The following is a 23,074-nucleotide window of genomic DNA, read 5'->3' on the forward strand; positions in this document are numbered from 1 at the left end:
GCGCCCGGTGACGACTCGTATCCTTTCCGCGAACATCCGAACGAGCCGAGAAGGGAGACGGTGTGAGCAACCAGGCCGAAACGTTGGAGTTCCAGGCCGAGGCGCGGCAACTCCTCCAGTTGGTGGTCCACTCGATCTACTCGAACAAGGACGTCTTCCTGCGGGAACTCATCTCGAACGCGTCCGACGCCCTGGACAAGCTGCGGCTGGCCACCCTTGTCGACAAGGACCTCGTCGCCGACACCGACGACCTGCACGTCGCCCTCGAGGTCGACCGGGACGCGCGCACCCTGACCGTGCGGGACAACGGCATCGGCATGACCCGGGACGAGGTCGTCCAGCTCATCGGCACGATCGCCAAGTCCGGCACCGCCGAGCTGCTGCGCCAACTGCGCGAGTCCGCCGACGCCCACGCCAAGCAGGACCTCATCGGCCAGTTCGGCGTCGGGTTCTACGCCGCGTTCATGGTCGCCGACCGGGTCACCCTGGTCACCCGCAAGGCCGGCGAGACCGGCGGCACCCGGTGGGAGTCCACCGGCGAGGGCACCTACTCGATCGAGGCTGTCGACGAGGCGCCGCAGGGCACCGCGGTGACCCTGCACCTCAAGCCCGCCGACACCGAGGACAACCTGCACGACTACACCGCCGAGTGGACGATCCGCCAGATCGTCAAGCGCTACTCCGACTTCATCGCCTGGCCGATCCGGATGACCGTCGAGCGGCCCGGCGCCGAGGGCGAGCCCGCCACCAGCGAGACCCAGACCCTCAACTCGATGAAGGCGCTCTGGGCGCGGCCCCGAGACGAGGTCGACGCCGCCGAGTACAACGAGTTCTACAAGCACGTCAGCCACGACTGGGCCGACCCGCTCGAGGTCGTGCACATGAAGGGCGAGGGCACCTTCGAGTACGAGGCGCTGCTGTTCCTGCCCAGCCACGCCCCGCTGGACCTGTTCTCCCCGCAGGGCCGCCGCGGTGTCCAGCTCTACGTCAAGCGCGTCTTCATCATGGACGACTGCGAGGCGCTGGTCCCCACCTACCTGCGCTTCGTCAAGGGCGTCGTCGACGCGCACGACCTGTCGCTGAACATCTCCCGGGAGATCCTCCAGCAGGACCGGCAGATCCAGATCGTCCGCCGCCGTCTGGTCAAGAAGATCCTCTCCACCGTCAAGGACCTGAAGGCCAACCAGCCCGAGCGCTACCGCACCTTCTGGACCGAGTTCGGCGCGGTGGTCAAGGAGGGGCTGATCGACGACACCGACAACCGCGACACCCTGCTGGACATCATCTCCGTCGCCTCCACCAACGACCCGGCCGAGCCCACCGACCTGGCCGGCTACGTCTCCCGGATGAAGGACGGCCAGAACGACATCTGGTACGCCACCGGCGAGTCCCGGGCCGCCATCGAGAACTCCCCGCACCTGGAGGCGTTCCGGGCCAAGGGGCACGAGGTGCTGCTGCTCACCGACCAGGTCGACGAGGTGTGGGTCGAGCGGGTCGGCACGTACGACGGCAAGACGCTGCGCTCGATCGCCAAGGGCGAGATCGACCTGGACACCGACGAGGAGAAGAAGCAGGCCGAGGCCGAGCGGGAGCAGCAACGGCAGGAGTTCGCCAGCCTGCTCGAGTGGCTGGGCACCACCCTGACCGACAGCGTCCGGGAGGTCCGGTTGTCGTCCCGGCTGACCACCTCACCGGCCTGCGTCGTCGGCGACGCCCACGACCTCACCCCGACGCTCGAGAAGATGTACCGGGCGATGGGGCACGAGATCCCCCCGACCAAGCGGATCCTGGAGATCAACCCGGGTCACCCGCTGGTGTCCGGGCTGCGCAAGGCCCACGAGCAGGGCAGCGATACCGCTGCCCTGACCGAGACCGCCGAGCTGCTCTACGGCCTGGCGGTGCTCGCCGAGGGCGGTGAGCTGGCCGACCCGGCCCGCTTCACCCGCACGCTCGCCGACCGTCTGGCCCGTACGCTGTAGTCGACGCTCCGGCCGACGGCCACCCGCCCAGCGGGAGCCGTCGGCCGGAACGGTCGACGCCCGGCGATGACGCCGTCAGGCCGCCGAGGCGGACGCCCGAGGTTCGCGCGGCGACCCCACCGCCCCGGCGGAGCGCGCCCAGCGCGACGCCGACACCGCCTCGCCCGGCCAGCCCGTGCGGCTCTCCGCCTCGACTGTCAACTCGACCGACGTGGGCGTGTCGCGGGCCAGCCGCAGCGACTGCTCCGCGCTGGTGCGGGCCGCGCAGGGCCAACCCTGGCCGGCGCACTGGAGGTTGCGGCAGTGGCCCTCGTCGTCCGGCTCGTGGGCGTTGAGCACGTCGATCGCCAACTGCCAGAGCAGCGGATCGGTCACGTCGTGCGGACGCTCGGTCGTGCGGCTCGGCCGGTTGCTGCTGTCGTCGGACATCGTGGGCCCCCCTCGTCAGGCTGTACCCGACAAGGGTCACCCGTGAGCCGCCGGCTAAACCGCCGACCTGCTGTGATGTGTTTCCGATCGCAGGAAATCCGGCCGTCAGTCCGGCAATAGCGGCATCTCGACCCCCGGGTCGCGGCCGAGCAGCACGGCCCGGGTCAGCGCCGCCGAGCCGAACCGGTCGCGGACCGCGTCGACGGCGGCGTCCAGTTCGGTCCCCGGGTCGGGGCGGAACGGGAGTTCCGGCTGGACCGGGTTGTCGTCGAGGTTGCCCACCGACACGCCGATCAGGGTGACGCCCCGCCTGTCGATCTCGGGCTGGGCTGCCCGCAACAACGCCCGTGCCGCCGCGAGCACCGGCGCCGTGTCCGCAGTGGCCTTTCCGATGGTGTGCGAGCGGGTGGCCCGGGCGTAGTCACCGAAGCGTAGCCGCAGCATGACCGTCCGCCCGGCCCGCCCCGCCGCCCGCATCCGTCGGGTGACCCGGTCGACGAGACCGGCGAGGGTCGCGTCCAGTTCCGCAGCGGAGCGCGGGGCCCGACCCAGCGCGTGTTGTGCGCCCATCGAGCCGCGTCGCCGGCCGACCTGCACCGCGCGCGGGTCGCGGTTGTGCGCCAGGGCGTGCAGGTGCCGGCCGGCGCCCGCGCCGAGCAGCGAGACCAGCGCCGCCTCACCCAGGCGAGCCACCTCTCCGACCGTACGGATCCGACGTTCGCGCAGCCTGGCGGCGGTGACCGGGCCGACGCCCCAGAGCCGTTCGACCGGCAGCGGATGCAGGAAGGCCACCTCGGCGTCCGGTGCGACCACCAGCAGCCCGTCCGGCTTCGCCACTGCACTGGCCACCTTGGCCAGGAACTTGGTGCGGGCCACGCCCACGGTGATCGGCAGGCCGACCTGTTCGCGGACCTCCCGGCGCAGCCGTTCGGCGATGTCGGCCGGCGGCCCGACCAGCCGGCGCAGACCGCTGACGTCCAGGAACGCCTCGTCGATGGAGAGCCCTTCGACGAGCGGGGTGGTCCGCCGGAAGATGTCGAACACCGCGCGGCTCGCCGCCGTGTACGCCGACATCCGCGGTGGCACGACTATCGCGTCCGGGCACAGCCGGCGGGCCTGCTGACCGCCCATCGCGCTGCGCACCCCGCGCGCCTTCGCCTCGTAACTGGCGGCCAGCACCACGCCACCGCCGACGATGACCGGCCGCCCCCGCAGGCGCGGGTCGTCGCGCTGCTCGACCGACGCGTAGAAGGCGTCCAGGTCGGCGTGCAGGATGCGGGCACCGGGCGACACGTACACATGTTCGCATGACGGCCGGTCGTCACGGCGGTGAGCTGCGCGAACGCCCGATCAGTCGAGGCAGAACTCGTTGCCCTCCGGGTCGGCCATGACCAGGTGGCCGGCGCCGAGCGGGGGAGCGGGCTCGTGTCGGCTCAGCCGCCGGGCGCCGTGCCCGACCAGCCGGTCGGCCTCCGCCTCCAGCGCCGCCATCCGCTCGTCACCCTGCAGCCCCGGGGCGGCCCGCACATCCAGGTGGACGCGGTTCTTGACCTGCTTACCCTCCGGCACCCGCTGGAAGAACAGCCGGGGCCGCGAGCCCTCGGGGTCGACCACCGCCGAGGCGTCGTTGCGCTTCTCCGGTGGCACGCCCATCGCGTCCAGTGCCTGCTCCCACGACGCGAACCCGCCCGGCGGGCCCTGCATCTCGTAGCCCAGCGCCTCGGCCCAGAAAGTCGCCAACCGGGCCGGGTCGGCGCAGTCGATGGTGATCTGCACGTCGCGTACCACCGCGGCCTCCTGCCTGCTGATCTGATCGGTCATGGTGCCAGCCTGCCCTGGGCATCTGACAGTTCGGGCCGGACGGTGAAGTGTCGCACCGACACCGAGCTGCCGTCCGGTGCGGTCCACGAGGCCGTACGGGTCCCGGTGTGGTGCCACCCGGTGCGTTCGTAGAGAGCGACGGCCGCCGTGTCGCCCACCGCCACCTCGAGAACCAGGTCCGTCGCACTGTCGGTCGCCCACTGCCGGGCTCGGGCCAGCAGCGCACCGCCCAACCCCGTTCCCCGGGCGGCCGGCGACACGAAGAGGCGGGCCACCTCGGCGGTCGGTCGGGCGGACCGCCCCTGCGCCGGGGCGGCAACCCGATGCACGGCGATGTGCCCCACGATGGCGCTGGCGGCGTCGACGGCGACCCAGGCGCGTGTCGGGCGCGGCTCGCACAACCAGCGGCGCGGGTCGACGGGCCAGTTCATCGGGTACCCGTCGAGCCGGTGCACCTCGGCGAGCACCGCGACGCATTCGTCGAGGTCGGCGTCGTGCCGACGGCGGATCAGAGGTGGGCTCACAGCTCGTCGAACGGGCGGGCGTAGCGGAACTCGCCCCGGATCGACCTCCGCCAGGCGTGCATCGGACGGGCCATGAAGTACTGCGGGCCCCACGGCTGCGGCGGCGTGACGCCCAGCTCGACGGCGGGCCCGAACCCGAAACGCGGGTAGTAGTCGGGATGCCCGAGCAGCACCACGAGAGGCTCCTCGCGGGCGTCCGCCGCGCCGAGCACCGCGTGCATCAGGGCACTGCCGACGCCGCGCCGCTGCCACTGCGGCAGCACCCCGAGCGGGCCCAGGCCCAGCGCCACCGGCTCACCGCCCACCCGGCCGCGGGTGGCCACCACGTGCCCCACCACCTGGCCGTCCGGATCGACAGCCACCAGAGAGTACGCGGGCAGCCAGCCCTCGTCGGCCCGCAGCGCGTCGACGAGCGTCGCCTCCACCGGCACGCCGCCCCCGCCGTCAGTGGTGGCGAAGGCGGCGGAGTGCACCGCCCGGATCGCGTCGACGTCGGCGGGTGTCTCGCGTCGGATCAGCACCGCGCCACGATACGGCCGCGCCCGCCGGGGTCTCCACGTGTTTATCGCACCGCCGCACGGCGACGCGGTCGCCTCGCCCCGGTGCCCGGCCGAGGCTCAGCCGACGGCGGTGGCGGACGGTGGGGCGGTGCCGCCCCGGGGCGCCTCCGGCGCCATCAACCGGATGATCTCGGCCTGGTCGGCGGGCGACGGCAGTCCCCATCCCGGCCGGTAGCCGTACACCTGGTGCAGTGGGGTGGAGCCGGTGCGGCCGTCCAGGATCTCGACGGCGTCGGTGTCGATCAGGCCGGGGTGTTCGACGCCGCACGCCTCGGCGACCTTGGTCAGGTCCCGGCGCAGCGTGGCCAGGTAGTTGGCGGCCCGGACCGACTTCAGTGCCGGGTCCAGGCCCCGGGCCAGCCAGGCGTTCTGCGTCGCGACGCCGGTCGGGCAGGTGTCGGTGTGGCACTTCTGCGCCTGGATGCAGCCGATCGACAACATCGCTTCCCGACCGACGTTGACCAGGTCGCAGCCGAGCGCGAACGCGACTATGGCGTTGTCCGGCAGGCCGAGCTTGCCGCCCCCGACGAACACCACCTGCTCGTGCAGGCCGCGCTCGGCGAAGACCTTGTAGACCCGGGAGAAGCCCTGCTGGAACGGCAGCGACACCGAGTCGGTGAAGATCAGTGGCGCGGCGCCGGTGCCGCCCTCGCCGCCGTCGATCGTCACGAAGTCGACGCCCCGGCCGGTGTCGCGCATCAGCGTGGCCAACTCCTGCCAGAACGTCAGATCGCCGACCGCGGACTTGATGCCGACCGGCAGGCCCGTCTCCGCGGCCAGCAGTTCCACCCAGTCGAGCAGGCTGTCGCAGTCGGAGAACTCGGCGTGCCGGGAGGGGCTGACGCAGTCCTGACCGGCCGGGATGCCCCGGGTGGCGGCGATCTCGGCGGACACCTTCGCCCCGGGCAGCAGACCGCCGAGGCTCGGTTTGGCGCCCTGGCTCAGCTTGATCTCCAACGCGCGTACGGGCGCGCCGGCGACCAGGTCCTTCAGCCGGTCGAGGCTGAACCGGCCGTGCTCGTCGCGGCAGCCGAAGTACGCGGTGCCGAGTTGGAAGACCAGCTCACCGCCGTTGCGGTGGTACGGCGACAGACCGCCCTCGCCGGTGTTCTGCAGGCACCCGGCGAGCGCCGCGCCCTTGTTGAGCGCGGCGATGGCGTTGCCGGAGAGCGAGCCGAAGCTCATCCCGGAGATGTTCACCACCGACTCCGGCCGGAACGCCCGGGGTCGTCCCCGGGCCGCGCCGAGCACCTTGGCGCAGGGCAACCGCACGTCGTGCCCGGCGGTCGGCGTGGACGGCGGCACGGCCCGGCCGAACGTGCGGTGCTTGATGATGGGGTAGCCGGGGGTGTACTCGATGTCGTTGTCGGTGCCGAACCCGAAGTAGTTGTTCTGCCGCTTCGCCGACGCGTACACCCAGCGGCGCTGGTCCCGGGTGAACGGCCGCTCCTCGTTGTTGCCGGCCACGATGTACTGCCGCAGCTCCGGGCCGATCGACTCGAGCAGATAACGGGCGCGACCGAGCACCGGGAAGTTGCGCAGCAACGCGTGGTCGCGCTGGATCAGGTCACGCGCGGCGAGCGCCGCGAGGGCGGCGGCAGCGGCGGGTACGGCTCGACGGGCCCAGGTCATGTCGGGGACTCTTTCCGCCCACGCGGCGGCTCAAACCGGCAGTGCCGCGTACCCGCTGGTGGTGGGCCTGGCGGCGGCGCGGGCCGGACCCGCGCCGCCGCCGGTGCAACCTCAGCGGTGTCGGTACGACTGGCGGACCGACCCACCGACCAGGACGCACCACGTGCTCGTGCTGACCTTGCCGTTGCGGGGCAGGCCGTGCAGCGCCTGAAGGTCCTGCACCGCGGCCCGGGTGGCATGGTCGTACGCCCCGGTGACGGTGACCGCGTACCCCTTGGTGGCGAGCATCTCCTGCACCGCGGTGACCGGCGCTCCGGTGGCGTGCTGGTCCAGCTCCGGCGCCAGGGTTTCCCAGGTCGGCGGGGTGAGCGTGGCGTCGACGTCCACCGGGATGCCGTTGCGGGCCTGCCAGTCCTGCACGGCGGCCACCGTCGCGGCGTCGAACGTGCCGCTCACCGTCACCGCGTAGCCCCGCTGCACGAGCAGGTGCTGCACCACCCGGACCGACGGGGAGTTGACGAAGCGCCACAGGTCCGGCCAGCGACGGGCCGGCACGTCACCGAGCGCGGTGCCGAGGGCGGCGTGCACCCGCCGGCGCAGCTCCGGGAACTGCCGGTAGAAGGCGGCGCCCGGGCACTCGGTGGTGCGGAAGTCCCAGTGGCCGAAGATGTCGTACGCGTGCAGCCCGTACTGCCGGCAGATCGCGACGCAGAGCTTGACGAGTGAGTCGGTCAGCGCCTCCGGCGGCGTCTCGGTGACGTAGGTGCCCTCGTTCTCGATGCCGATGGCCCGTCCGTTCTCGCCTGGGCAGTGCGCCGCGATCATCTGCCGGTCGCCGGCTTCGAGGCGTTCCAGGCTGCCCCGGCGGCCCTCCAGCACGTAGCCGCCCCGGCTGACGGTGAAGTGCTGGCCGGTGTCCGACCAGCCGTTGCCGTCCATGTGCAGGTCCTGGCAGTCGTGGGCCAGCTTGACGGCCTGCTCGCGGGAATAGTCGGTGACGTTCGGAAACGCCATGTGGTGCACGATGATCTTGTTGGTGGCGATCGCGCTCACCGACAGCGGGTCCTTCGGCGGGCGGGCCGCCCACTCGTCGCAGCTGATGATCCAGTCCAGGTCGGTGCCCGGCGCGGCCTGGGCCGTGCCGGCGAAGGCGAGTTCGCTCCCGACGACGGCGACGGTGGCGGCGCCGAGACCGGCCCGCAGCAGCGTCCGGCGGTCCAGTTCGGAACGATCGACGTGCATCACATCTCCTCCTGCGGCCGACGGCGGGGGTGAAAAGTAACTCCAATGGCCGCACGCTCAACGAAGAATATTGCCAACCACCCTCGCGCGCCAGACCCCGCCCGGCACGAGTGGGCGGCGTTTACCGGTCGCGCCCGACCACGAAGGTCGGCTAGCCTGACCGCCGATTCGGGGGTGGACCATGAAGCTTGGTGAGGCGCTGGCAGATCGCGCCGAGGCGGTACGACGGGTCGAGCAACTGCGGACCCGGATCAACGGCAGCGCCCGCTACCAGGAGGGCGAACTGCCCTCGGAGGACGCCGCCGCGCTGCTGACCGAACTGGACCAGGTCCTCGACGACCTGGAGACGCTGATCCGGCGGATCAACCGGACCAACGCCGCCGTGCCGGTCGACGGCGTCGGCACGCTCACCGACGCGTTGGCCCGGCGCGACGTCCTGCGGTTGCGGCACTCCGCCGTCACCGCCGCCGCCGACGCGGCGGCCGGCAGTGGACGCGGCCACGTGACCCGGCAACTCCGCTCCGAGCTGAAGATGCTCGCCGCGCTTCCGGTCGCCGAACTCCGTGCCCGCGCCGACGGGCTCGCCCGGGACCTGCGCGAGCTGGAGGTACGGATCCAGCGCACCAACTGGGAGGCCGACCTGCTGGACTGACCGAGGCGGGAAGCACTGTGGAGCAGGTAGCCGTCGTGGAGGCGTGTACACCCAGGGTCGGGCTGTAATCCCGACACCTCTCCTGGCGCGCGGTGGGCAGCGCGGGGTTCGACTCCCCACGGTACGACGCAGCCCCGCACCGAGGACAGGTGACGCCGCAGCACGCACCACACATCACCACGTACAGATCCACGACGGCGAGGGTGGGCTCGGGGCACTCCACAGCCGCGGGTCGGCGTTTCCCCGCGAGTCACGCTGGGTAGGTCGGGACCGACCAACCCGACTGTCCCGCGTAGAGGAATGACCAATGAGTGACAAGGTCAGCGACGCGGTGGGCGACGCCCTCCGCTCGGTGATGCTCTTCCTGCCCAAGGCCGTCGCCTTCGTGGCGATCCTGGTGGCCGGATGGCTGATCGCCAAGGCCGTCTTGAAGATCGTGGAAAAGGTCCTGGAGCGGGTGGGCTTCGACCGCGCCGTCGAACGCGGCGGCGTCCGTCGGGCGTTGAGCCGCTCCCGGTACGACGCCAGCGACATCGTCGCGAAACTCGTCTACTACGCGGTGCTGCTGTTCACCCTGCAACTCGCCTTCGGCATCTGGGGTCCCAACCCGATCTCCGACCTGCTCGGCGCGGTCATCGCGTGGCTGCCCCGCGCCTTCGTCGCGATCGTCATCGTCGTGGTCGCCGCCGCCATCGCCAGCGCGGTCAAGGACATCATCAGCGCGGCGCTCGGCGGCCTGTCGTACGGTCGGGTGCTGGCGAACATCGCCTCGGTGTTCATCCTCGGCCTCGGCGTCATCGCCGCGCTGAACCAGATCGGGGTGGCCACCGCGGTCACCACCCCGGTGCTGATCGCCGTGCTGGCCACCATCGGCGGCATCCTCGTCGTCGGCGTCGGTGGTGGGCTGATCCGTCCGATGCAGAGCCGGTGGGAGGGCTGGCTGACGCGCGCCGAGCGGGAGTCGCGGCTGATCGCCGAACACGCCGAGGCGTACCGGGCCGGACGCCGCGACGCCGAGGCCGAGCTGGCCCGCGCGTCCACCGCCGGCAGCGCGCCGGCCGCCGCGCCCGCCGCGCCGTCGTTCGCCGACCCGGAGGCCACACAGATCGTGACCCGACCGGTCGACGCCGACACGACGCAGGTGGTCGGTCGACGCGACGACGCCGACACGACGCAGGTGGTCGGTCGACGCGACGACGCCGACACGACGCAGGTGGTCGGTCGACGCGACGACGCCGACACCACGCAGGTGGTGGGTCGGAGCGACGACGCCGACACGACCCAGGTGGTGAGCACCGGCGGTGTGGTGCCCGGTCAGCGCGTCAGCGACGACACCGAGGCCACCACCGTCATCCCGCCGGTCGACAGGCGCTGACAACTCACGACGTCCGCGGGGCGGGGTCCGGTCCGGACCCCGCCCCGCGGACGTCGTCCGACGACCGCAATGCGCTGGCTGGCGCCGCGGCGAGCGTCTAGCATCGCGGCATGACCTGGCGACATTGATCCCGCACCCGATCCCGTGGGCCACCGCGGGCACCGCACGTCCGGTGTCCGTCTCCGCTCCCACGGGAAGGTCCCATGATCCAGCTCGCCACCCGCGTTCCCGACCCGGCGGTCCGCCGGCTGACCACCACCCTCTACGGGTACGCGTTCTTCAGCGACGTCGTCCTGCTCTACCCGCTGTACGTGGTGTTCTTCGCCGACACCGGGCTGTCGGTGGGGCAGATCGCGTCGCTCTTCGTCATCTGGTCGGCCGCCGGCATCCTGTTCGAGGTGCCCTCCGGCGCGTGGGCCGACGTGGCGTCGCGCCGACTGCTGCTGTGCCTCGCCCCGCTGGTGAGCGCTGCCGGCTTCGCGCTCTGGGTGCTGGCACCCTCGTACCCCGCCTTCGCTCTCGGTTTCCTGCTCTGGGGCGCCGGCGGCGCGCTCGCCTCCGGCGCCCTGGAGGCGTTGGTCTGGACCGAGTTGGACCGGCTCGGCGCCGCCGGCCGGTACGCCCGGGTGCTCGGGCGGGCGCGGACGGCGGGCGTGCTGGGGGTGGTGGTCTCCGGGGTGCTCGCCGGTCCGGTGCTCGCCGCCGGGGGCTACCCGGCGGTGGGCGCGGCGAGCGTGCTCGCCGGCCTGCTCGCCGCGGCCGTCGCCGCCCGGTTCCCGGAGCACCGACCGCCGGCCGGAGTCGTCAGCGCAGTCGCCGACCCGGACGACGACGGGGACCTGGGATGGTGGGACACGCTCCGGGCGGGGGTGGGGCAGGTGCGTGAGCGTCCGCCGGTACGGTCCGCCGTGCTGCTGGTCGCCGTGGTCGCCGCCGACTGGGGCGCCCTGGACGAGTACACCCCGTTGGTGGCCCTGGACACCGGGGTCGGTGCGCAGGCCGTACCCCTGCTGCTCCTGCTGCTCTGGGCCGGGGTGACCGTCGGTGGGCTGCTCGCTCCGGTGGGGGAGCGGTGGGGCGTCCGGGGGTACGCGGCGCTGCTGGCCCTGGTCGGCCTCGCACTGGCCGGCGGCGCGCTGCTGCGGCACCCGGCGGGGTTCGTGCTGCTCGCGGTGGCCTTCGGCGCGGCGCAACTGGCGACAGTGCTGGCCGACGCGCGACTCCAGGCGCGGATCACCGGCGACAGTCGCGCCACCGTCACATCGCTGGCCGGGATGGCCACCGACGTGCTGATCATCGTGACGTACGCCGGCTACGGCCTGCTCGCCACGGTGGCCGGCAACGCGGTGGCGTTCGCGCTGACGGCCGCGCCGTACCTGGTGCTGGCCCTGGCGCTGCTGACCCGCCGGCGGCGTCGGGCGGCCGTGCCCACCGGTGTCGCCGCAGCGCTGCCGGCCGGCCCGGACTGACGCCCCTCAGGGCTGGTCGCCGTCGAGGTAGACCCACCGGCCGTCCTCGCGGACGAACCGGCTGTGTTCGGTCAACGTGCCGGGCCGGCCCGCGTCCCGGTAGTGAGCGTGGAACGTCACGGTGCCGGCGGTGTCGAACAGGCCACCCCGCTCGGTCCGCACGATCTCCAGGCGGGTCCAGCGCTGCCCCGGGTCCAGGTCGAGGGAGGTGGGCCGGGTCGACGAGTGCCAGCTGCGCAGCAGGTAACCGGAATCGCCGAGGGCGAACGCGCTGAACCGGGACCGCATCAGGGCCTCGGCCGTCGTCGGGGCGTCGCCCGCGTGCATCGGGCCGCAGCAGTCCGCGTACGCCCGGCCGGAGCCGCACGGGCACACCCGTCCCGTCGTCGCGTCCGCCCGCCGGCGTCCCGCACCCTTGCCCACGTCGCTATCCTGCCGCACCAGCCCCGGGGCCCGGGTCGGAGCCCCTGCGCCGCAGCTCGACCGGGGCTGGGACACACGCCCTAATCCAGCGGCACCGGCAGCGGCACGGGCCGCTTGGCCACCCGGTCATCGCCCGACGACCGGCCGCGCAGGTGCCGGACCAGCCAGGGCAGCAGGTGCCGGCGGGTCCAGGCCAGCTCCGCGCCCCACACCTCACCCCGACGTCGCCGCACCGCCGTCGGCAACGGCCGCGTCCAGGAGTCGTCGAACCCGGGCAGACCCGCCGTGTACGCCAGGGCCGCGGCGATCCGCTCGTGTCCGGCGCTGTTGGCGTGCAGCCGGTCGTCGCTCCACAGCCGGGGATCGGAGGCGACGGGGTGGGCGCCCAGGTCGACGAGTGTGGCGCCGGTCCGCGCGGTGGCGGCCCGCAGCGCCTCGTTGAGCGCCAGTACGCGACCCCGGAGCGGCCGGGCCAGCGGCATCACGGGCGCCGGGTCCGGCATCGTGAACGTCAGCACCGTGGCACCCTGCTCGACGAGTGCCTGCTGCATCGCCGCGACATCAGCGGCGACCTTGCCCGCGTCGAAGGAGGGGCGCAGCACGTCGTTCATGCCCGCGACGACGGTGGCCAGGTCGGGGGCCAGATCGAGGGCGGGCTGGAGCTGTTCGGCCCGGATCAGCGCGGTGGTCCGCCCCCGGATGGCCAGGTTGGCGTACTCCAGGCCGCCCTGGGCGCGGGCGACCGCCAGGGCGAACCGGTCGGCCCACCCCCGGTAGCCGCCGAGACCGTCCGGGTCGTCGAGCCCTTCGGTGGTGCTGTCGCCGATCGCCACGTACCGCTGCCACATCACCCGCGCGAGGCTAGCCCCTCGTCGACCCGGGGTGGACCGCCGGTCACCTTCCTCTCCGCGCGCCGCTGAACGCCCGGGGCGGGCCTCAGAGCCAGCCGGAGCGGCGGAACAGCCGGTGCAGGGCCAGGGCCGTGAGCGCCATCAGGGCCAGGGCCGCGGCGTAGCCGTAGCGCCAGGCCAGCTCCGGCATGTGGTCGAAGTTCATGCCGTAGATGCCGGCGATGCCGGTCTGCGTCGCCGCGATGGCCGCCCATGCGGCGATCTTGCGCATGTCGTTGTTCTGCTCGACGGCGAGCTGGGCCAGCCGCGACTGGACGATCGAGGTGAGCAGGTCGTCGTACGCGGCCACCCGGTCCACGGCCCGGCTCAGGCGGCCGTCGACGTCGACGAACCAGCGGTGCAGGGCGCGCGGCGGGCCGTCGGGTTCGAGCAGCGTACGCATCGGCGCCTGCAGTGGCAGCACCGCACGTTTGAACTCCACCACCTCCCGTTTGAGCTGGTAGACGTGCTGGATGTCAGCGCTGCGACCGCGGGCGAACACCGCCTCCTCGACCCGTTCCAGGTCCCGTTCGACGTGCCCGGCCACTTCGAGGTAGGAGTCGACCATGCGGGCGCAGACCGCGTACGCCACCGCCCACGGACCGGTGGCCAGCAGCGTCGGGCGGCCCTCCAGGTCGGCTCGGACACTGGTCAGCGCCCCTGCCGCCCCGTGCCGGACGGTGATGGCGAAACGGTCACCGAGCAGCACCATCACGTCCCCGGTGTCGATCACCTCGGAGGTGTCGGTCAGCTCGTCGTGCTCCACGTACCCGGCGGTGCGCAGCACCAGCAGCGTCACCGGCCCGTGGCGCTGCACGGTGGGCCGGTGTCCGTCGGCGAGCGCCTGTTCGACAGTCAGCTCGTCGAGGCCGAAGGTCCGGCCCACCGCGGCCAGCACCGCCGGGCCGGGGTCGTGCAGTCCCAGCCACACGAACGCGTCGCGACCGCGCCGGGTCCGGGCGTACGCGTCGGCGTAGTGCTGTCGGCCGGGCTCCCGCTGGCCGTTGACGTAGACGGCGCAGTCGACGACGGCGTCCGGGTTGGACCGGCGAGGGCCGGGGGAGTCGTCCTCGACGCGTCCGAGCAGTCGACGGGCCAGGGCGCGTACGCCTCGACCGGCCCGCTCCCGTACCACCGGCTGATCCACCCCGTGCCTCCCCGTCGCCAGCGCACTGTCACCGCATTCTGCCGAGCGGGCTCCGGCGCTCGACAGTGGGGCAGCGCGACTCAGGCGGTACGGGTGGCGAAGACGATGATGTTGTCGACGTAGTTGCCGGTCGCGGCGTCGAACCGGCCGCCGCAGGTGATCAGGCGCAGCCCGGCGACGTCCGCCGGGCCGTACACCAGTGTGCTGGGGAAGTTCTCCTTGGGGTACGCGCGCACCTCGTCCACCGTGAACGTGGCGACCCGCGCGTCGGCGCGGGTGACCTGGATCTGCTGGCCGGCGCTCAGGCGCCCGAGGTCGAAGAAGACCGCCGGCCCGGACGGCGCGTCGACGTGTCCGACCAGGACGGCGTTGCCGGCCTCGCCGGGGCTCACCCCGTGCCGGTACCAGCCGGCGAGGGTGGGCCGGTCCAGGGGCGGCACCTCCAGCACCCCGGCGGTGTCCGTGCCGACCGACACGACGTCGGCGTGGACGTCGATGGCGGGGATCCGCACCCCGACCGGCGCGGCGCGGGGCAGTGGCGCCAGGTCCGGCGGGGGTGCGGCGCGTCTCGGCGCGTCGGCCGGCGGTCGTGGCGGCCGGGGCGGGTCGGCGGTGAGGCCGACCGCGATCAGCCCGAGCCCGCTGACGCCGAGCAGGGCGACCACTGCCGGTAGGGTTCGCCGCCACCACACGTGGGTGTCTCCGTTCGCGGTCGTCGGGTGCCCGCGCCGGTGTGACCGACGCGGGCACCCGTCTCAGGGATGGAACGGCCGCCGATCAGGCGACAGTGGACACCGGACGACGCCGGCGGATCAGGATCACCGCGCCGGCGAGGGCGGTGCCGAGCAGCGTGCCGCCGGCGGCCAGGGCGCCGGTGTCGCGGTCGTCGCCTCCGGAGCCGGCCGGCGCCGCTCCGATCGGGGTGACGGTGAACGTGGCGGTGCCGGCCGGGCTGCCGTCACCGCAGGTCGCCGCCACCGTGTAGGTGCCCAGGGTGAATCCGGCGGTGAACAGTTCGGCGCTCAGGCCGCCGCCCGCGGCGGCCGTGGTGGATCGGACGTTCTGGTCGCGGTTGGGGCCGGTGACCCGGAAGAGGGCGTCGCCCGACTTCGGGTTGCAGGTCGTCGCGGTGAGCACGACGGTCCCGCCGACCGGTGTGCTGGCCGGTGACACCGTGGTGTCGGCCAGTGCGGCGCCCGGCAGCAGGAGCGTGCCGAGACCCACGCCGAGCGCCGCCGAGCAGAGTGCTGTTGAGACCTTCATACGCGTCTTCCCTCACTTTTCGTCCGCTGAGTGCGTGGGACGTCGTTCGGGTGGCCAACTCCGTGACTAGCACCGGTGTGCCCAACACTAGGGGGGTTGGGCCCTCGATCAGGTGAAAATGAGAAATCCCCGTTGCCGTCACGTGTCCACCCGAAGGCGGGAAGAGCTGCGGAAAGACCCCCTCGTCGGGGATGCGCGGATCGACCGGCCTGAGCCGGGCCGCCAACTCAAGCCGCCGTGCTCCGTCGCCGCCCCGCCCCGGCACGCGCGCGCTGCCGTACCGTGTGGCAGCGTGGTGTCGTGACCGACACCGCGCCACTGGACGTCGACCTCGCGCTGCTCGGGGGTGGCGGCGCGGCGTCGCTGCTGCTCGCCGCGCTGGACCGGCACCGCGTCCGGGGCCTGCGGATCGCCGTCGTCGACCCGGTCCGTCGGCGCGGCCAGGACCGCACCTGGGCCTTCTGGGGCCGTCCCGACCCGGACCTGGAACCGCTGCTCAGCGCGAGCTGGTCGCAGGTCGAGGTCGCGACGGCGGCGCGCCGTCGTGTCCTGGACCTGGCCCCGCTGCGGTACGCCATGCTCCGCTCCGGCCCGGTCTACGACCGGGCTGCCGAAGCCGAGCGCCGGCTGGACGTCGTCCGGATCGCCGCGCCCGCCGACGAGGTCCGTGACGAGGGCACCCGGGTGCTGGTGCGTACCGGCGGCGGGGGCGCCATCCGGGCCGGCTGGGTGCTCGACTCCCGCCCCCGGCCGCCGGCCCGGGCGGGGCGGACCACCTGGTTGCAACACTTCCGGGGCTGGTGGCTGGAGGCCGACCGACCGACGTTCGACCCGGCGCGGGCGGTGCTGATGGACTTCCGTACCCCGCAACCGGCGCGGGGCGTCTCGTTCGGTTACGTGCTGCCGGTGGACGACCGCTACGCCCTTGTCGAGTACACCGAGTTCTCGCCGACGCTGCTCGACGACGCCGGATACGACGCGGCGCTCGCCGGCTACCGGGACCTGCTCGGGCTGGACCCGGCCGGGTTGCGGGTGCGCGAGGTGGAGAACGGCGTGATCCCGATGACCGACGCGCCGTTCCCGGCCCGACCCACCCCCCACGTGGTACGGCTCGGCACGGCCGGCGGCGCGACCCGCCCCTCCACCGGCTTCACCTTCTCCGCGATGTACCGCCAGGCCGACCAGGTGGCCCGCGCGCTGGCGGCGGGCCGGGCGCCGGTGCCGGCGGCCGCGTACCCGAGTCGGCACCGCTGGATGGACGCGGTGGCGCTGCGTGCGCTGGACCGGGGCGGGGTGGGCGGCCCCGAGTTCTTCGACCGGCTCTTCGACCGCAACCCGGCCGAGCGGGTGCTGCGCTTCCTCGACGGCATGACCACCCCGGCCGAGGAGGTGGCGGTCATGAACTCCACCCGGCTGCTGCCGATGATCGCCGCGACCGCCGGCGACGCCGCGCACCGCGTCCGCGACCGGCTGCGTACGACCCGGCCGGCCCCGGCCATCCCGCCGGCCGTGGTGGGGCACGCCGACGTGCCCGCGCCCCCACTGGCTCAGGACGACGCCCGCTCCCGGTAGTTTGCCGGGCATGGTGGACGCGGCGGCCGGCAGGGGCGTGCAGATCTGGACCGACGGGGCGTGCAGTGGCAACCCCGGGCCGGGTGGGTGGGGCGCGCTGCTGCGCTACGGCGATCACGAGCGCGAGCTGTGCGGCGGCGAGGCCACGCCCACCACCAACAACCGGATGGAGCTGATGGCGGCCATCCAGGCGTTGGAGAGCCTGAACCGGCCGGTCACCGTCGAGCTGCACACCGACAGCACGTACGTGCGCAACGGCATCACCGGTTGGCTGGCCTCGTGGAAGCGCAACGGGTGGCGGACCGCCGCCAAGCAGCCGGTGAAGAACGCCGACCTGTGGCAGCGGTTGGAGGCGGCCTGCGAACGGCACGAGGTCACCTGGCTGTGGGTCAAGGGGCACAACGGGCACCCGGAGAACGAGCGCGCCGACCGGCTCGCCAACAAGGGCATGACCGAGGCGCGGGCCGCCCTGGCGGGGCGCTGACCTCGACGTCAGCGGGTCGCGTCCGGGTGCCCCGGCATGCTCGACCCGCCGCCGCTGCTGCCGGACGAGCCACCGACGACACCCGAGCTGTCGGGCTCGGTCACGATGTCCGGGCGGGCGTCGGTGTCCGCCGGCGCGGGGACCTCGGTGTCCGCCTCGACCTGCACCAGCGGCACCTGGCCGGCCTCGTCCTCGCTGTGCTGCGGGTCGCCCGGCAGCTCACCGTCGCGCTTTCGGTAGCCCACGCCGTGCCCCCCGTCGATGCCGGTCAGCGTCGGCGCTGGCTACCCGGGGTCGTCCCGGCCGAAACCTCGCGGTCAGCGGCGCCGTCCCCGCCGGCCGGGTACGGGGGAGCGGGTCGGCTGACGAACCGGGGTGAGCGGCAGCGCCGTCCAGTGCGTCGGTCGGGTGAGCGTCCGCGGCAGCCTGGTGTGCGTGTCACCCCGTGCGGCGTCCAGTTGGCTCTGGTGCAGGAAGAGCGTGCGCCGCAGGTCCGCGCCCCGAACGTCGGCGCCGCGCAGGTCCGCGCCGGTGACGTCGGCCAGGCCGAGGTCCGTTCCGCGCAGGTCGGCGCCGACGAGCAACGCCCCGCGCAGGTTGGCCCGGCGCAGGTCGACGCGCCGCAGGTCCGCCCCGAGCAGATGCGCTCCCCGGTGGTCGACGCCGCCGGGGGCGCGGGCCTCGTCGCCGGCCCGGGACAGCAGCGGGTTGACCCGACTCCGGTGGCCGGCGACGTCGACAGTACGAAGCTGCGCGGGGTCCCCCTCGGTCAGCGTCAGCGTCTCGGCGTGGGCGCGTTCCAAGCCGGCGCGCAGATCGTCCGGCGGATGCAGCGCGATCGCCTCGGTGAGATACCAGAGCAGTTCGTGCAGCGGTCGCAGCACGGCGAACGCCTCCGCCATCGCCGGCAACGTCTCCGGCGCGTCCCGCCAGTCGCGCCCGCCGAAGGTCACCTGGGCGACCTGCTGCCCGGCCCCGAAGCAGTCGAACACCGTGCAGCCGGGGAACCCCCGTTGCCGCAGCTCCGAGTGGATGCCGCAGCGGTGGTCCGGGCCCAGGTTGGGGCAGGCGTGGCCGGCCGGCTTGTCGATCGCGAAGTCCGCCGACGCGGCGAAGGCGGGCACCACGCAGCAGAGGCCGAAGCAGCGTCCGCAGTCGGCGCGCAGCCGCGCTGCCCCGAACGGCGGCGCGGGGCTGGTCGACACGCCGGCGGCCCTCCTGGTGGTGACGGTCGAGCGCAATTGTTCCCCGCGCCGAGCAGGCGGGTCGGTCGGGGGTCCCGCGCTGATGCGTTGACGGTGCCGGTCAGACCGATCTCCAGTCGTCGTTCGTCAACGCCGCGGCCTGCGGGCCCATCAGCAGCATGCCCCCGTCGACGGGCCAGGACGCGCCGGTGACGTAGCCGGCGGCGGGAGAGGCGAGCAGCGCGACGACCGCTGCCACCTCCCGGGCGTCGCCGGGGCGCCCCAACGGCACGCCGGGCCGTTCCTGGGTGAACGGGTCGACATCCTCCTGACCGGTCATGGGCGTGGCGATCTCGCCCGGAGCGACGGCGTTGACGGTGATCCCGTCGGCGGCGAGCTCCTGGGCCATCACCCGGGTCAACAGCCCCAGCCCGCCCTTCGCGGCGCAGTACGCGGCGGAGCCCACCCGGGGCGCATGCTCGTGCACGCTGGTGATGTTGATGATCCGCCCGCCGGCCCCGGTGGCCCGCATCCGTCGCGCGGCCCGCTGGGCGCACAGGAAGGGCGCGTCCAGGTCGACGGCGAGCACCTCGCGCCACTGCTCCCACCCGGTGTCGACGAACGGAGTCGAGGCGCCGGTGCCGGCGTTGTTGACCAGCACCCCGATGCCGCCCAGCCGGTCGGCCAACTCGTCCACCACCCCGGCGGCGCCCGGCAGTAGGGTCAGGTCCACCTCGGCGACCTCGCAGCGTCGCCCCGTCGCACGGACCTCGGTGGCCGTCCGCTCCGCGCCGTCGGGATCGCCGTACCAGGTGATGCCGATCTCGAAGCCGGCCTCGGCCAGCGCCACCGCGCAGGCCTTGCCGATGCCCGAGTCCGCGCCGGTGACGACCGCCGTCCTCGGGTAGTTCTCGTATCGCTGCGCCATGCTGCCGCACTACCCCGACAGGGTCAGCCCAATCGCCGACGGGGCCATGACGAGCCCGTCGGCGAAGTACCGTCGGCGGGTGCGGATCACCCGGTTCACCCACTCGTGCGTCCGCGTCGAGCACGACGGCGGGGTGCTCGTCGTCGACCCGGGGACGTGGAGCGAGCCACGCGCGCTGGTCGGCGCGGACGCCGTCCTGGTCACCCACGAGCACACCGACCACGTGGATGTGCTGCGACTCGCGGGACTCGGCGTCCCGGTGTACGCCCCCGAGGGCGCCCGGCTGCCGAATCTCGCGCCGTTGCCGGTGACCCGGGTCCGGGCGGGCCAAGACTTCACGGCGGCCGGCATCGCGGTCAGCGCGCACGGCGGTCGGCACGCCACAGTCCACGATGGACAACCCGACTGTCCCAACCTCGGGTATCTGATCGGTGACCAGCTCTACCACCCGGGCGACTCGCTGCACGTGCCGGACGTGCCGGTGCGCACAGTGCTGGTCCCGGCGCAGGGCTCGTGGCTGCGCCTGGACGAGGCGATCCGGTTCGGCCGCGAGGTGGGCGCGGCGGCGGCGTACCCGATCCACGACGCCCAGCTCAACGAGCGCGGCCTGGCCGGTGTCGCCGGTTGGTTCGCCGAGACGATCCCCGGCTACCGCCACCTCGTCCCCGGTGACACCGTCTGACCAGGTCCCACCCGTGCGCCTAACGATCACCCAGGGCGAGCCTGGTGCTCGGCTACGCGGCCCGCACGGCGACCGAGATCGCGCAGGGCATTGCCGAGATCGCCGCCGCCCTCCAGAAGCGCGACCGGCCCTCCTGATCGACGCCGCCGCGTCGCCGGCGCAACCCGTCCGGCCGCGATTCGTTGGTGCGACGAGGAGCGACGTGAGGAGGGCGATGACGGCGGGACGCGGCGTCGAGTTGCTGCGCCCGCCGATGAGTTCGGGCCGCGCCACGTTCCTGGAGCTCTTCTTCGACCTGGCGTTCGTGGTGGCCCTCACCCAGGTCTCGCACCGATTCGCCGAGCTGCACGACGACACCGGCTGGGCGCTCGTGCTCGGGCTCGCGCGTACCCTGCTGCTGTTCCTGGCGCTCTGGCTGATCTGGTCACACACCGTCTGGATCACCAGCCGGTACGAACCGGAGCGGTCGATCATCCAGGCCGTCGTCATCGGCACCATGCTCGCGGGCCTGGTGCTGGCGGTGGCACTGCCGGGCGCGATGGAGGAGCGGGCGCTGCCGTTCGCCGTCGCGTACCTGGTGGTGATGCTGGTGCGGCCGCTGGTGGTCGCCGCCGCGCTGCGTGGGCACCCGCGGCGGCTGGTGCCGTTCCGGTTGGCCATCTGGGGGACGGTGAGCGCTCCGCTCTGGCTGGCCGGCGCCTGGGGGCCGGACCACCTTCGGCTGCCGCTGTGGGCCGCCGCCGTCGCCGTCGACTATCTCGCCTGGGCCCTGGGCTGGCCGGTGCCGCGACTCGGGGCCTCGACGGTGGGCCGCTGGCGGATCGCCGGGTCGCACCTCGCCGACCGTCACCAGCAGATGGTCCTCGTCGCCCTCGGCGAGTCGATCCTGGTCATCGGCGTGGTGTTCGGCGGTGCGGACTATTCGGCGTCACGGATCGCGGCCTTCGTCGTCGCGTTCGCCACCAGCGCGCTGCTCTGGCGGATCTACTTCCACCGCGCCGGTCTGCTGCTCACCGAGGCGCTGGACCGGGCGAGCTTGCCCGCCCGACTGGGCACGGCCTCGGAGCGTACCCACCTCTTGGTCGTGCTCAGCGTGCTGGTCACCGCCGTCGGCTACGAGATGGTGATCGATCATCCATTCGGGCCGGCGCGGCCGACCTGGCTGCTGTTCGTCATCGGGGGTCCGGCGCTCTTCCTCGCCGCCCGGATGCGATTGCAGAACCAGATCTTCGGTCAGGCCACCCGGCCCATGCGGATCGGCGTGGTGGCCCTGCTGCTGTCCACACCGGCGTTGTGGCGTGCGCCGCCGATGGTCGCGCTGAGCGAGGTGGCCGTGGTGCTGGCGCTGGTCGCGCTCCTCGACGCGCGGGGCAGCCGGCGACACCCGTTGGACGTCCCGGCCGGGCCGCCCGGTCCCGAGGGCTCCGCCGATCGGGACATCGAGGCGTGAACGGCGGCGCTGGCCGCTATCGGGTGGGCGTGGACGAGTCCCGGTCGGCGTTGGCGCGCAGCAGCCCGTCGACGCCACGGGTGAAGGTCTCGGCCACCAGCGCGGGATCGAACAGGCAGCCGGCCGCCATCGCGCCGTCGCGCAGCATGACGAAGTGGCGCGCGGACGGGTCGGCCGACTCCTCGTGAACCTGCGCCAACAGCCCGGTGAGGGTGCCCAGGAACCACTGCCGGTGGGCGATGACCTCCTTGTGCACCGGGTGGTCGGTGGCGGGGTACTCGGCCGCCGCGTTCAGGAAGGCGCACCCGCGGAACGTGGGGGACTGGATGTTTGCCCCGATGGCGTCGGCGATGGCGCGGAGCGCGTCGACCGGCGCGGGGTGGGCGGCGGTGGCCGCGTCGACCATGCCGCGCTCGAGCTGCCGGATCTCCCGCAGGTACGCCAGGATGAGGTCGTCCTTGCTGGGAAAGTGCCGGTAGAACGTGGCCCGGGTCACATTCGCCTCGGCGACGATCCGGTCGACGCCGACGGCGTGGATCCCCTCGGCGTAGAAGATCCTGCTCGCCGTCTGGAGCAGCCGCAGTCGCGCCGCGGAGGGCCGGGCCTCGGATTCGGTGCGCGTCATACCGCCATCTTATCGGGTAGAACGTTCGGTCCACCGGGTTGAGGCGCTCCTCACTCCAAAGGTAGAACGTTCGGTCTTGACGGTGCGTCGTGTCGCGGGCATAGTTGGCGAGACAGAACGATCGGTATCGCAAACCGCTGCCGGACGTTCGCCATCCCACGCCTCCGCCGGAAGGGTCATCGTGACCACCATCGCTGCTTCGCCCGGTCTCTCCCGCCCCGCCGCCGCCCTGCGGCGGCTGTACTTCACCCGCTTCGCCTTCGCCATCGTCTGGGCGCTCGTGACGATCGCGACCGCCAAGGAGATCACCCCGCTCACCGTGGTGCTGTTCGTGCTCTACCCGCTGTTCGACGTGGGCGCGGCGATCTACGACCTGCGCGCGACGCGGGCCACCGGCTCGCCGACACTGCTGTACGTGAACATCGCCGTCAGCCTGCTCACCGCCGTCGGCATCGGCGTCGCCAGCGCCTCCGGCATTCCCGCCGTGCTGCGGGTGTGGGGCGCCTGGGCGGGCGTGGCCGGTCTGGTGCAGTTGGTGGTGGGTGTCACCCGCCGCCGGATGGGCGGCCAGTGGCCGATGATCATCAGCGGTGGCATCTCGGTGCTCGCCGGTGGCTCCTTCATCGCCAGCGCCGCCGCGGCGGACCCGGCGCTGACCAACGCGGCCGGCTACGCCATCCCCGGCGCGATCTTCTTCCTCGTCGCCGCCATCCGGCTCGGCCGCACCGCGAAGGGCAACTGAC

General features: G+C 73.2%; 25 protein-coding genes. 9 read left to right on the forward strand and 16 right to left on the reverse strand.

Features of this window, described 5'->3' with window-relative positions; genetic code table 11:
- Positions 1-62: 62 nt before the first annotated feature.
- Entirely contained in the window at positions 63-1,979 is a 1,917-nt protein-coding gene (htpG, locus tag O7634_RS23590; RefSeq protein WP_278152310.1) for a molecular chaperone HtpG, read from the forward strand.
- A 75-nt stretch (positions 1,980-2,054) separates the two neighbouring features.
- Here the strand turns inward: htpG and O7634_RS23595 are convergent, their stop codons facing one another.
- The 7 genes from O7634_RS23595 to O7634_RS23625 all read right to left on the reverse strand — a co-directional run bounded on the left by O7634_RS23595 (position 2,055) and on the right by O7634_RS23625 (position 8,187).
- The gene (locus tag O7634_RS23595) at positions 2,055-2,408 is read right to left on the reverse strand and encodes a hypothetical protein (RefSeq protein ID WP_278152311.1); all 354 of its coding nucleotides are present in this window, start codon (positions 2,406-2,408) and stop codon (positions 2,055-2,057) included.
- A 105-nt stretch (positions 2,409-2,513) separates the two neighbouring features.
- Positions 2,514-3,701 (reverse strand): DNA polymerase IV, encoded by a 1,188-nt coding sequence (dinB, locus tag O7634_RS23600; protein ID WP_278152312.1) that lies wholly within the window; start codon positions 3,699-3,701, stop codon positions 2,514-2,516.
- Positions 3,702-3,758: 57 nt separating this feature from the next.
- On the reverse strand, positions 3,759-4,229 hold the full coding sequence (locus tag O7634_RS23605; RefSeq protein WP_278152313.1) for a VOC family protein: 471 nt from the start codon (positions 4,227-4,229) through the stop codon (positions 3,759-3,761).
- Positions 4,226-4,753, reverse strand: a complete 528-nt coding sequence (locus O7634_RS23610) for a GNAT family N-acetyltransferase (protein WP_278152314.1) — start codon at positions 4,751-4,753, stop codon at positions 4,226-4,228. The genes O7634_RS23605 and O7634_RS23610 overlap by 4 nt, the downstream gene beginning before the upstream one ends.
- Complete coding sequence (locus O7634_RS23615) at positions 4,750-5,274, reverse strand: N-acetyltransferase (protein WP_278152315.1); 525 nt, start codon at positions 5,272-5,274, stop codon at positions 4,750-4,752. The genes O7634_RS23610 and O7634_RS23615 overlap by 4 nt, the downstream gene beginning before the upstream one ends.
- Before the next feature lie 96 nt (positions 5,275-5,370).
- Positions 5,371-6,945 carry an FMN-binding glutamate synthase family protein gene (locus O7634_RS23620; RefSeq protein WP_278152316.1) on the reverse strand — a complete coding sequence of 525 codons (1,575 nt, stop codon included), beginning with the start codon at positions 6,943-6,945 and terminating at the stop codon, positions 5,371-5,373.
- A gap of 111 nt (positions 6,946-7,056) precedes the next feature.
- Positions 7,057-8,187 carry an N-acetylmuramoyl-L-alanine amidase gene (locus O7634_RS23625; RefSeq protein ID WP_278152317.1) on the reverse strand — a complete coding sequence of 377 codons (1,131 nt, stop codon included), beginning with the start codon at positions 8,185-8,187 and terminating at the stop codon, positions 7,057-7,059.
- Between the two features lie 181 nt (positions 8,188-8,368).
- On the opposite strand from O7634_RS23625, the gene O7634_RS23630 reads away from it, so the two are divergent.
- The 3 genes from O7634_RS23630 to O7634_RS23640 all read left to right on the forward strand — a co-directional run bounded on the left by O7634_RS23630 (position 8,369) and on the right by O7634_RS23640 (position 11,683).
- Positions 8,369-8,839: a DIP1984 family protein gene (locus tag O7634_RS23630; protein ID WP_278152318.1), complete on the forward strand. Its 471-nt coding sequence runs from the start codon at positions 8,369-8,371 to the stop codon at positions 8,837-8,839.
- 307 nt (positions 8,840-9,146) lie between these two features.
- A complete protein-coding gene (locus O7634_RS23635; RefSeq protein WP_278152319.1) occupies positions 9,147-10,214 on the forward strand; it encodes a hypothetical protein in 1,068 nt (355 codons plus the stop codon).
- A gap of 203 nt (positions 10,215-10,417) precedes the next feature.
- Positions 10,418-11,683, forward strand: a complete 1,266-nt coding sequence (locus tag O7634_RS23640; protein WP_278152320.1) for an MFS transporter — start codon at positions 10,418-10,420, stop codon at positions 11,681-11,683.
- 6 nt (positions 11,684-11,689) lie between these two features.
- Here the strand turns inward: O7634_RS23640 and O7634_RS23645 are convergent, their stop codons facing one another.
- From O7634_RS23645 to O7634_RS23665, 5 genes are all read right to left on the reverse strand, one after another.
- Complete coding sequence (locus O7634_RS23645) at positions 11,690-12,106, reverse strand: YchJ family protein (protein WP_278152321.1); 417 nt, start codon at positions 12,104-12,106, stop codon at positions 11,690-11,692.
- An 80-nt stretch (positions 12,107-12,186) separates the two neighbouring features.
- Entirely contained in the window at positions 12,187-12,954 is a 768-nt protein-coding gene (locus tag O7634_RS23650; protein ID WP_278154055.1) for an SGNH/GDSL hydrolase family protein, read from the reverse strand.
- An 88-nt stretch (positions 12,955-13,042) separates the two neighbouring features.
- Positions 13,043-14,143 (reverse strand): magnesium and cobalt transport protein CorA, encoded by a 1,101-nt coding sequence (locus O7634_RS23655; RefSeq protein ID WP_278152322.1) that lies wholly within the window; start codon positions 14,141-14,143, stop codon positions 13,043-13,045.
- An 80-nt stretch (positions 14,144-14,223) separates the two neighbouring features.
- Entirely contained in the window at positions 14,224-14,808 is a 585-nt protein-coding gene (locus O7634_RS23660) for a class F sortase (RefSeq protein WP_278152323.1), read from the reverse strand.
- Positions 14,809-14,920: 112 nt separating this feature from the next.
- Positions 14,921-15,406: a hypothetical protein gene (locus O7634_RS23665; RefSeq protein WP_278152324.1), complete on the reverse strand. Its 486-nt coding sequence runs from the start codon at positions 15,404-15,406 to the stop codon at positions 14,921-14,923.
- A 282-nt stretch (positions 15,407-15,688) separates the two neighbouring features.
- On the opposite strand from O7634_RS23665, the gene O7634_RS23670 reads away from it, so the two are divergent.
- Positions 15,689-16,978 (forward strand): lycopene cyclase family protein, encoded by a 1,290-nt coding sequence (locus tag O7634_RS23670; RefSeq protein ID WP_278152325.1) that lies wholly within the window; start codon positions 15,689-15,691, stop codon positions 16,976-16,978.
- Positions 16,979-16,988: 10 nt separating this feature from the next.
- Complete coding sequence (rnhA, locus tag O7634_RS23675) at positions 16,989-17,462, forward strand: ribonuclease HI (protein ID WP_278152326.1); 474 nt, start codon at positions 16,989-16,991, stop codon at positions 17,460-17,462.
- Between the two features lie 8 nt (positions 17,463-17,470).
- Here rnhA and O7634_RS23680 read toward each other — a convergent pair whose 3' ends face one another.
- From O7634_RS23680 to O7634_RS23690, 3 genes are all read right to left on the reverse strand, one after another.
- Entirely contained in the window at positions 17,471-17,707 is a 237-nt protein-coding gene (locus tag O7634_RS23680; protein WP_278152327.1) for a preprotein translocase YidC, read from the reverse strand.
- Between the two features lie 72 nt (positions 17,708-17,779).
- Positions 17,780-18,667 carry a pentapeptide repeat-containing protein gene (locus O7634_RS23685; RefSeq protein ID WP_278152328.1) on the reverse strand — a complete coding sequence of 296 codons (888 nt, stop codon included), beginning with the start codon at positions 18,665-18,667 and terminating at the stop codon, positions 17,780-17,782.
- A gap of 100 nt (positions 18,668-18,767) precedes the next feature.
- Positions 18,768-19,574, reverse strand: coding sequence for an SDR family oxidoreductase (locus tag O7634_RS23690; protein WP_278152329.1), 807 nt, complete (start codon positions 19,572-19,574; stop codon positions 18,768-18,770).
- A 79-nt stretch (positions 19,575-19,653) separates the two neighbouring features.
- On the opposite strand from O7634_RS23690, the gene O7634_RS23695 reads away from it, so the two are divergent.
- Together O7634_RS23695 and O7634_RS23700 are read left to right on the forward strand one after the other, a co-directional pair.
- Positions 19,654-20,256 (forward strand): MBL fold metallo-hydrolase, encoded by a 603-nt coding sequence (locus O7634_RS23695; RefSeq protein ID WP_278152330.1) that lies wholly within the window; start codon positions 19,654-19,656, stop codon positions 20,254-20,256.
- Positions 20,257-20,470: 214 nt separating this feature from the next.
- Positions 20,471-21,706, forward strand: a complete 1,236-nt coding sequence (locus O7634_RS23700) for a low temperature requirement protein A (protein ID WP_278152331.1) — start codon at positions 20,471-20,473, stop codon at positions 21,704-21,706.
- 16 nt (positions 21,707-21,722) lie between these two features.
- Here the strand turns inward: O7634_RS23700 and O7634_RS23705 are convergent, their stop codons facing one another.
- Positions 21,723-22,331 (reverse strand): TetR/AcrR family transcriptional regulator, encoded by a 609-nt coding sequence (locus tag O7634_RS23705; RefSeq protein WP_278152332.1) that lies wholly within the window; start codon positions 22,329-22,331, stop codon positions 21,723-21,725.
- 181 nt (positions 22,332-22,512) lie between these two features.
- Between O7634_RS23705 and O7634_RS23710 the strand changes: the two genes are divergently transcribed.
- Positions 22,513-23,073: a hypothetical protein gene (locus tag O7634_RS23710; RefSeq protein WP_278152333.1), complete on the forward strand. Its 561-nt coding sequence runs from the start codon at positions 22,513-22,515 to the stop codon at positions 23,071-23,073.
- Position 23,074: the final 1 nt, after the last annotated feature.

The sequence above is a fragment of the Micromonospora sp. WMMD1120 genome, assembly GCF_029626235.1.
Taxonomy (GTDB): domain Bacteria; phylum Actinomycetota; class Actinomycetes; order Mycobacteriales; family Micromonosporaceae; genus Micromonospora.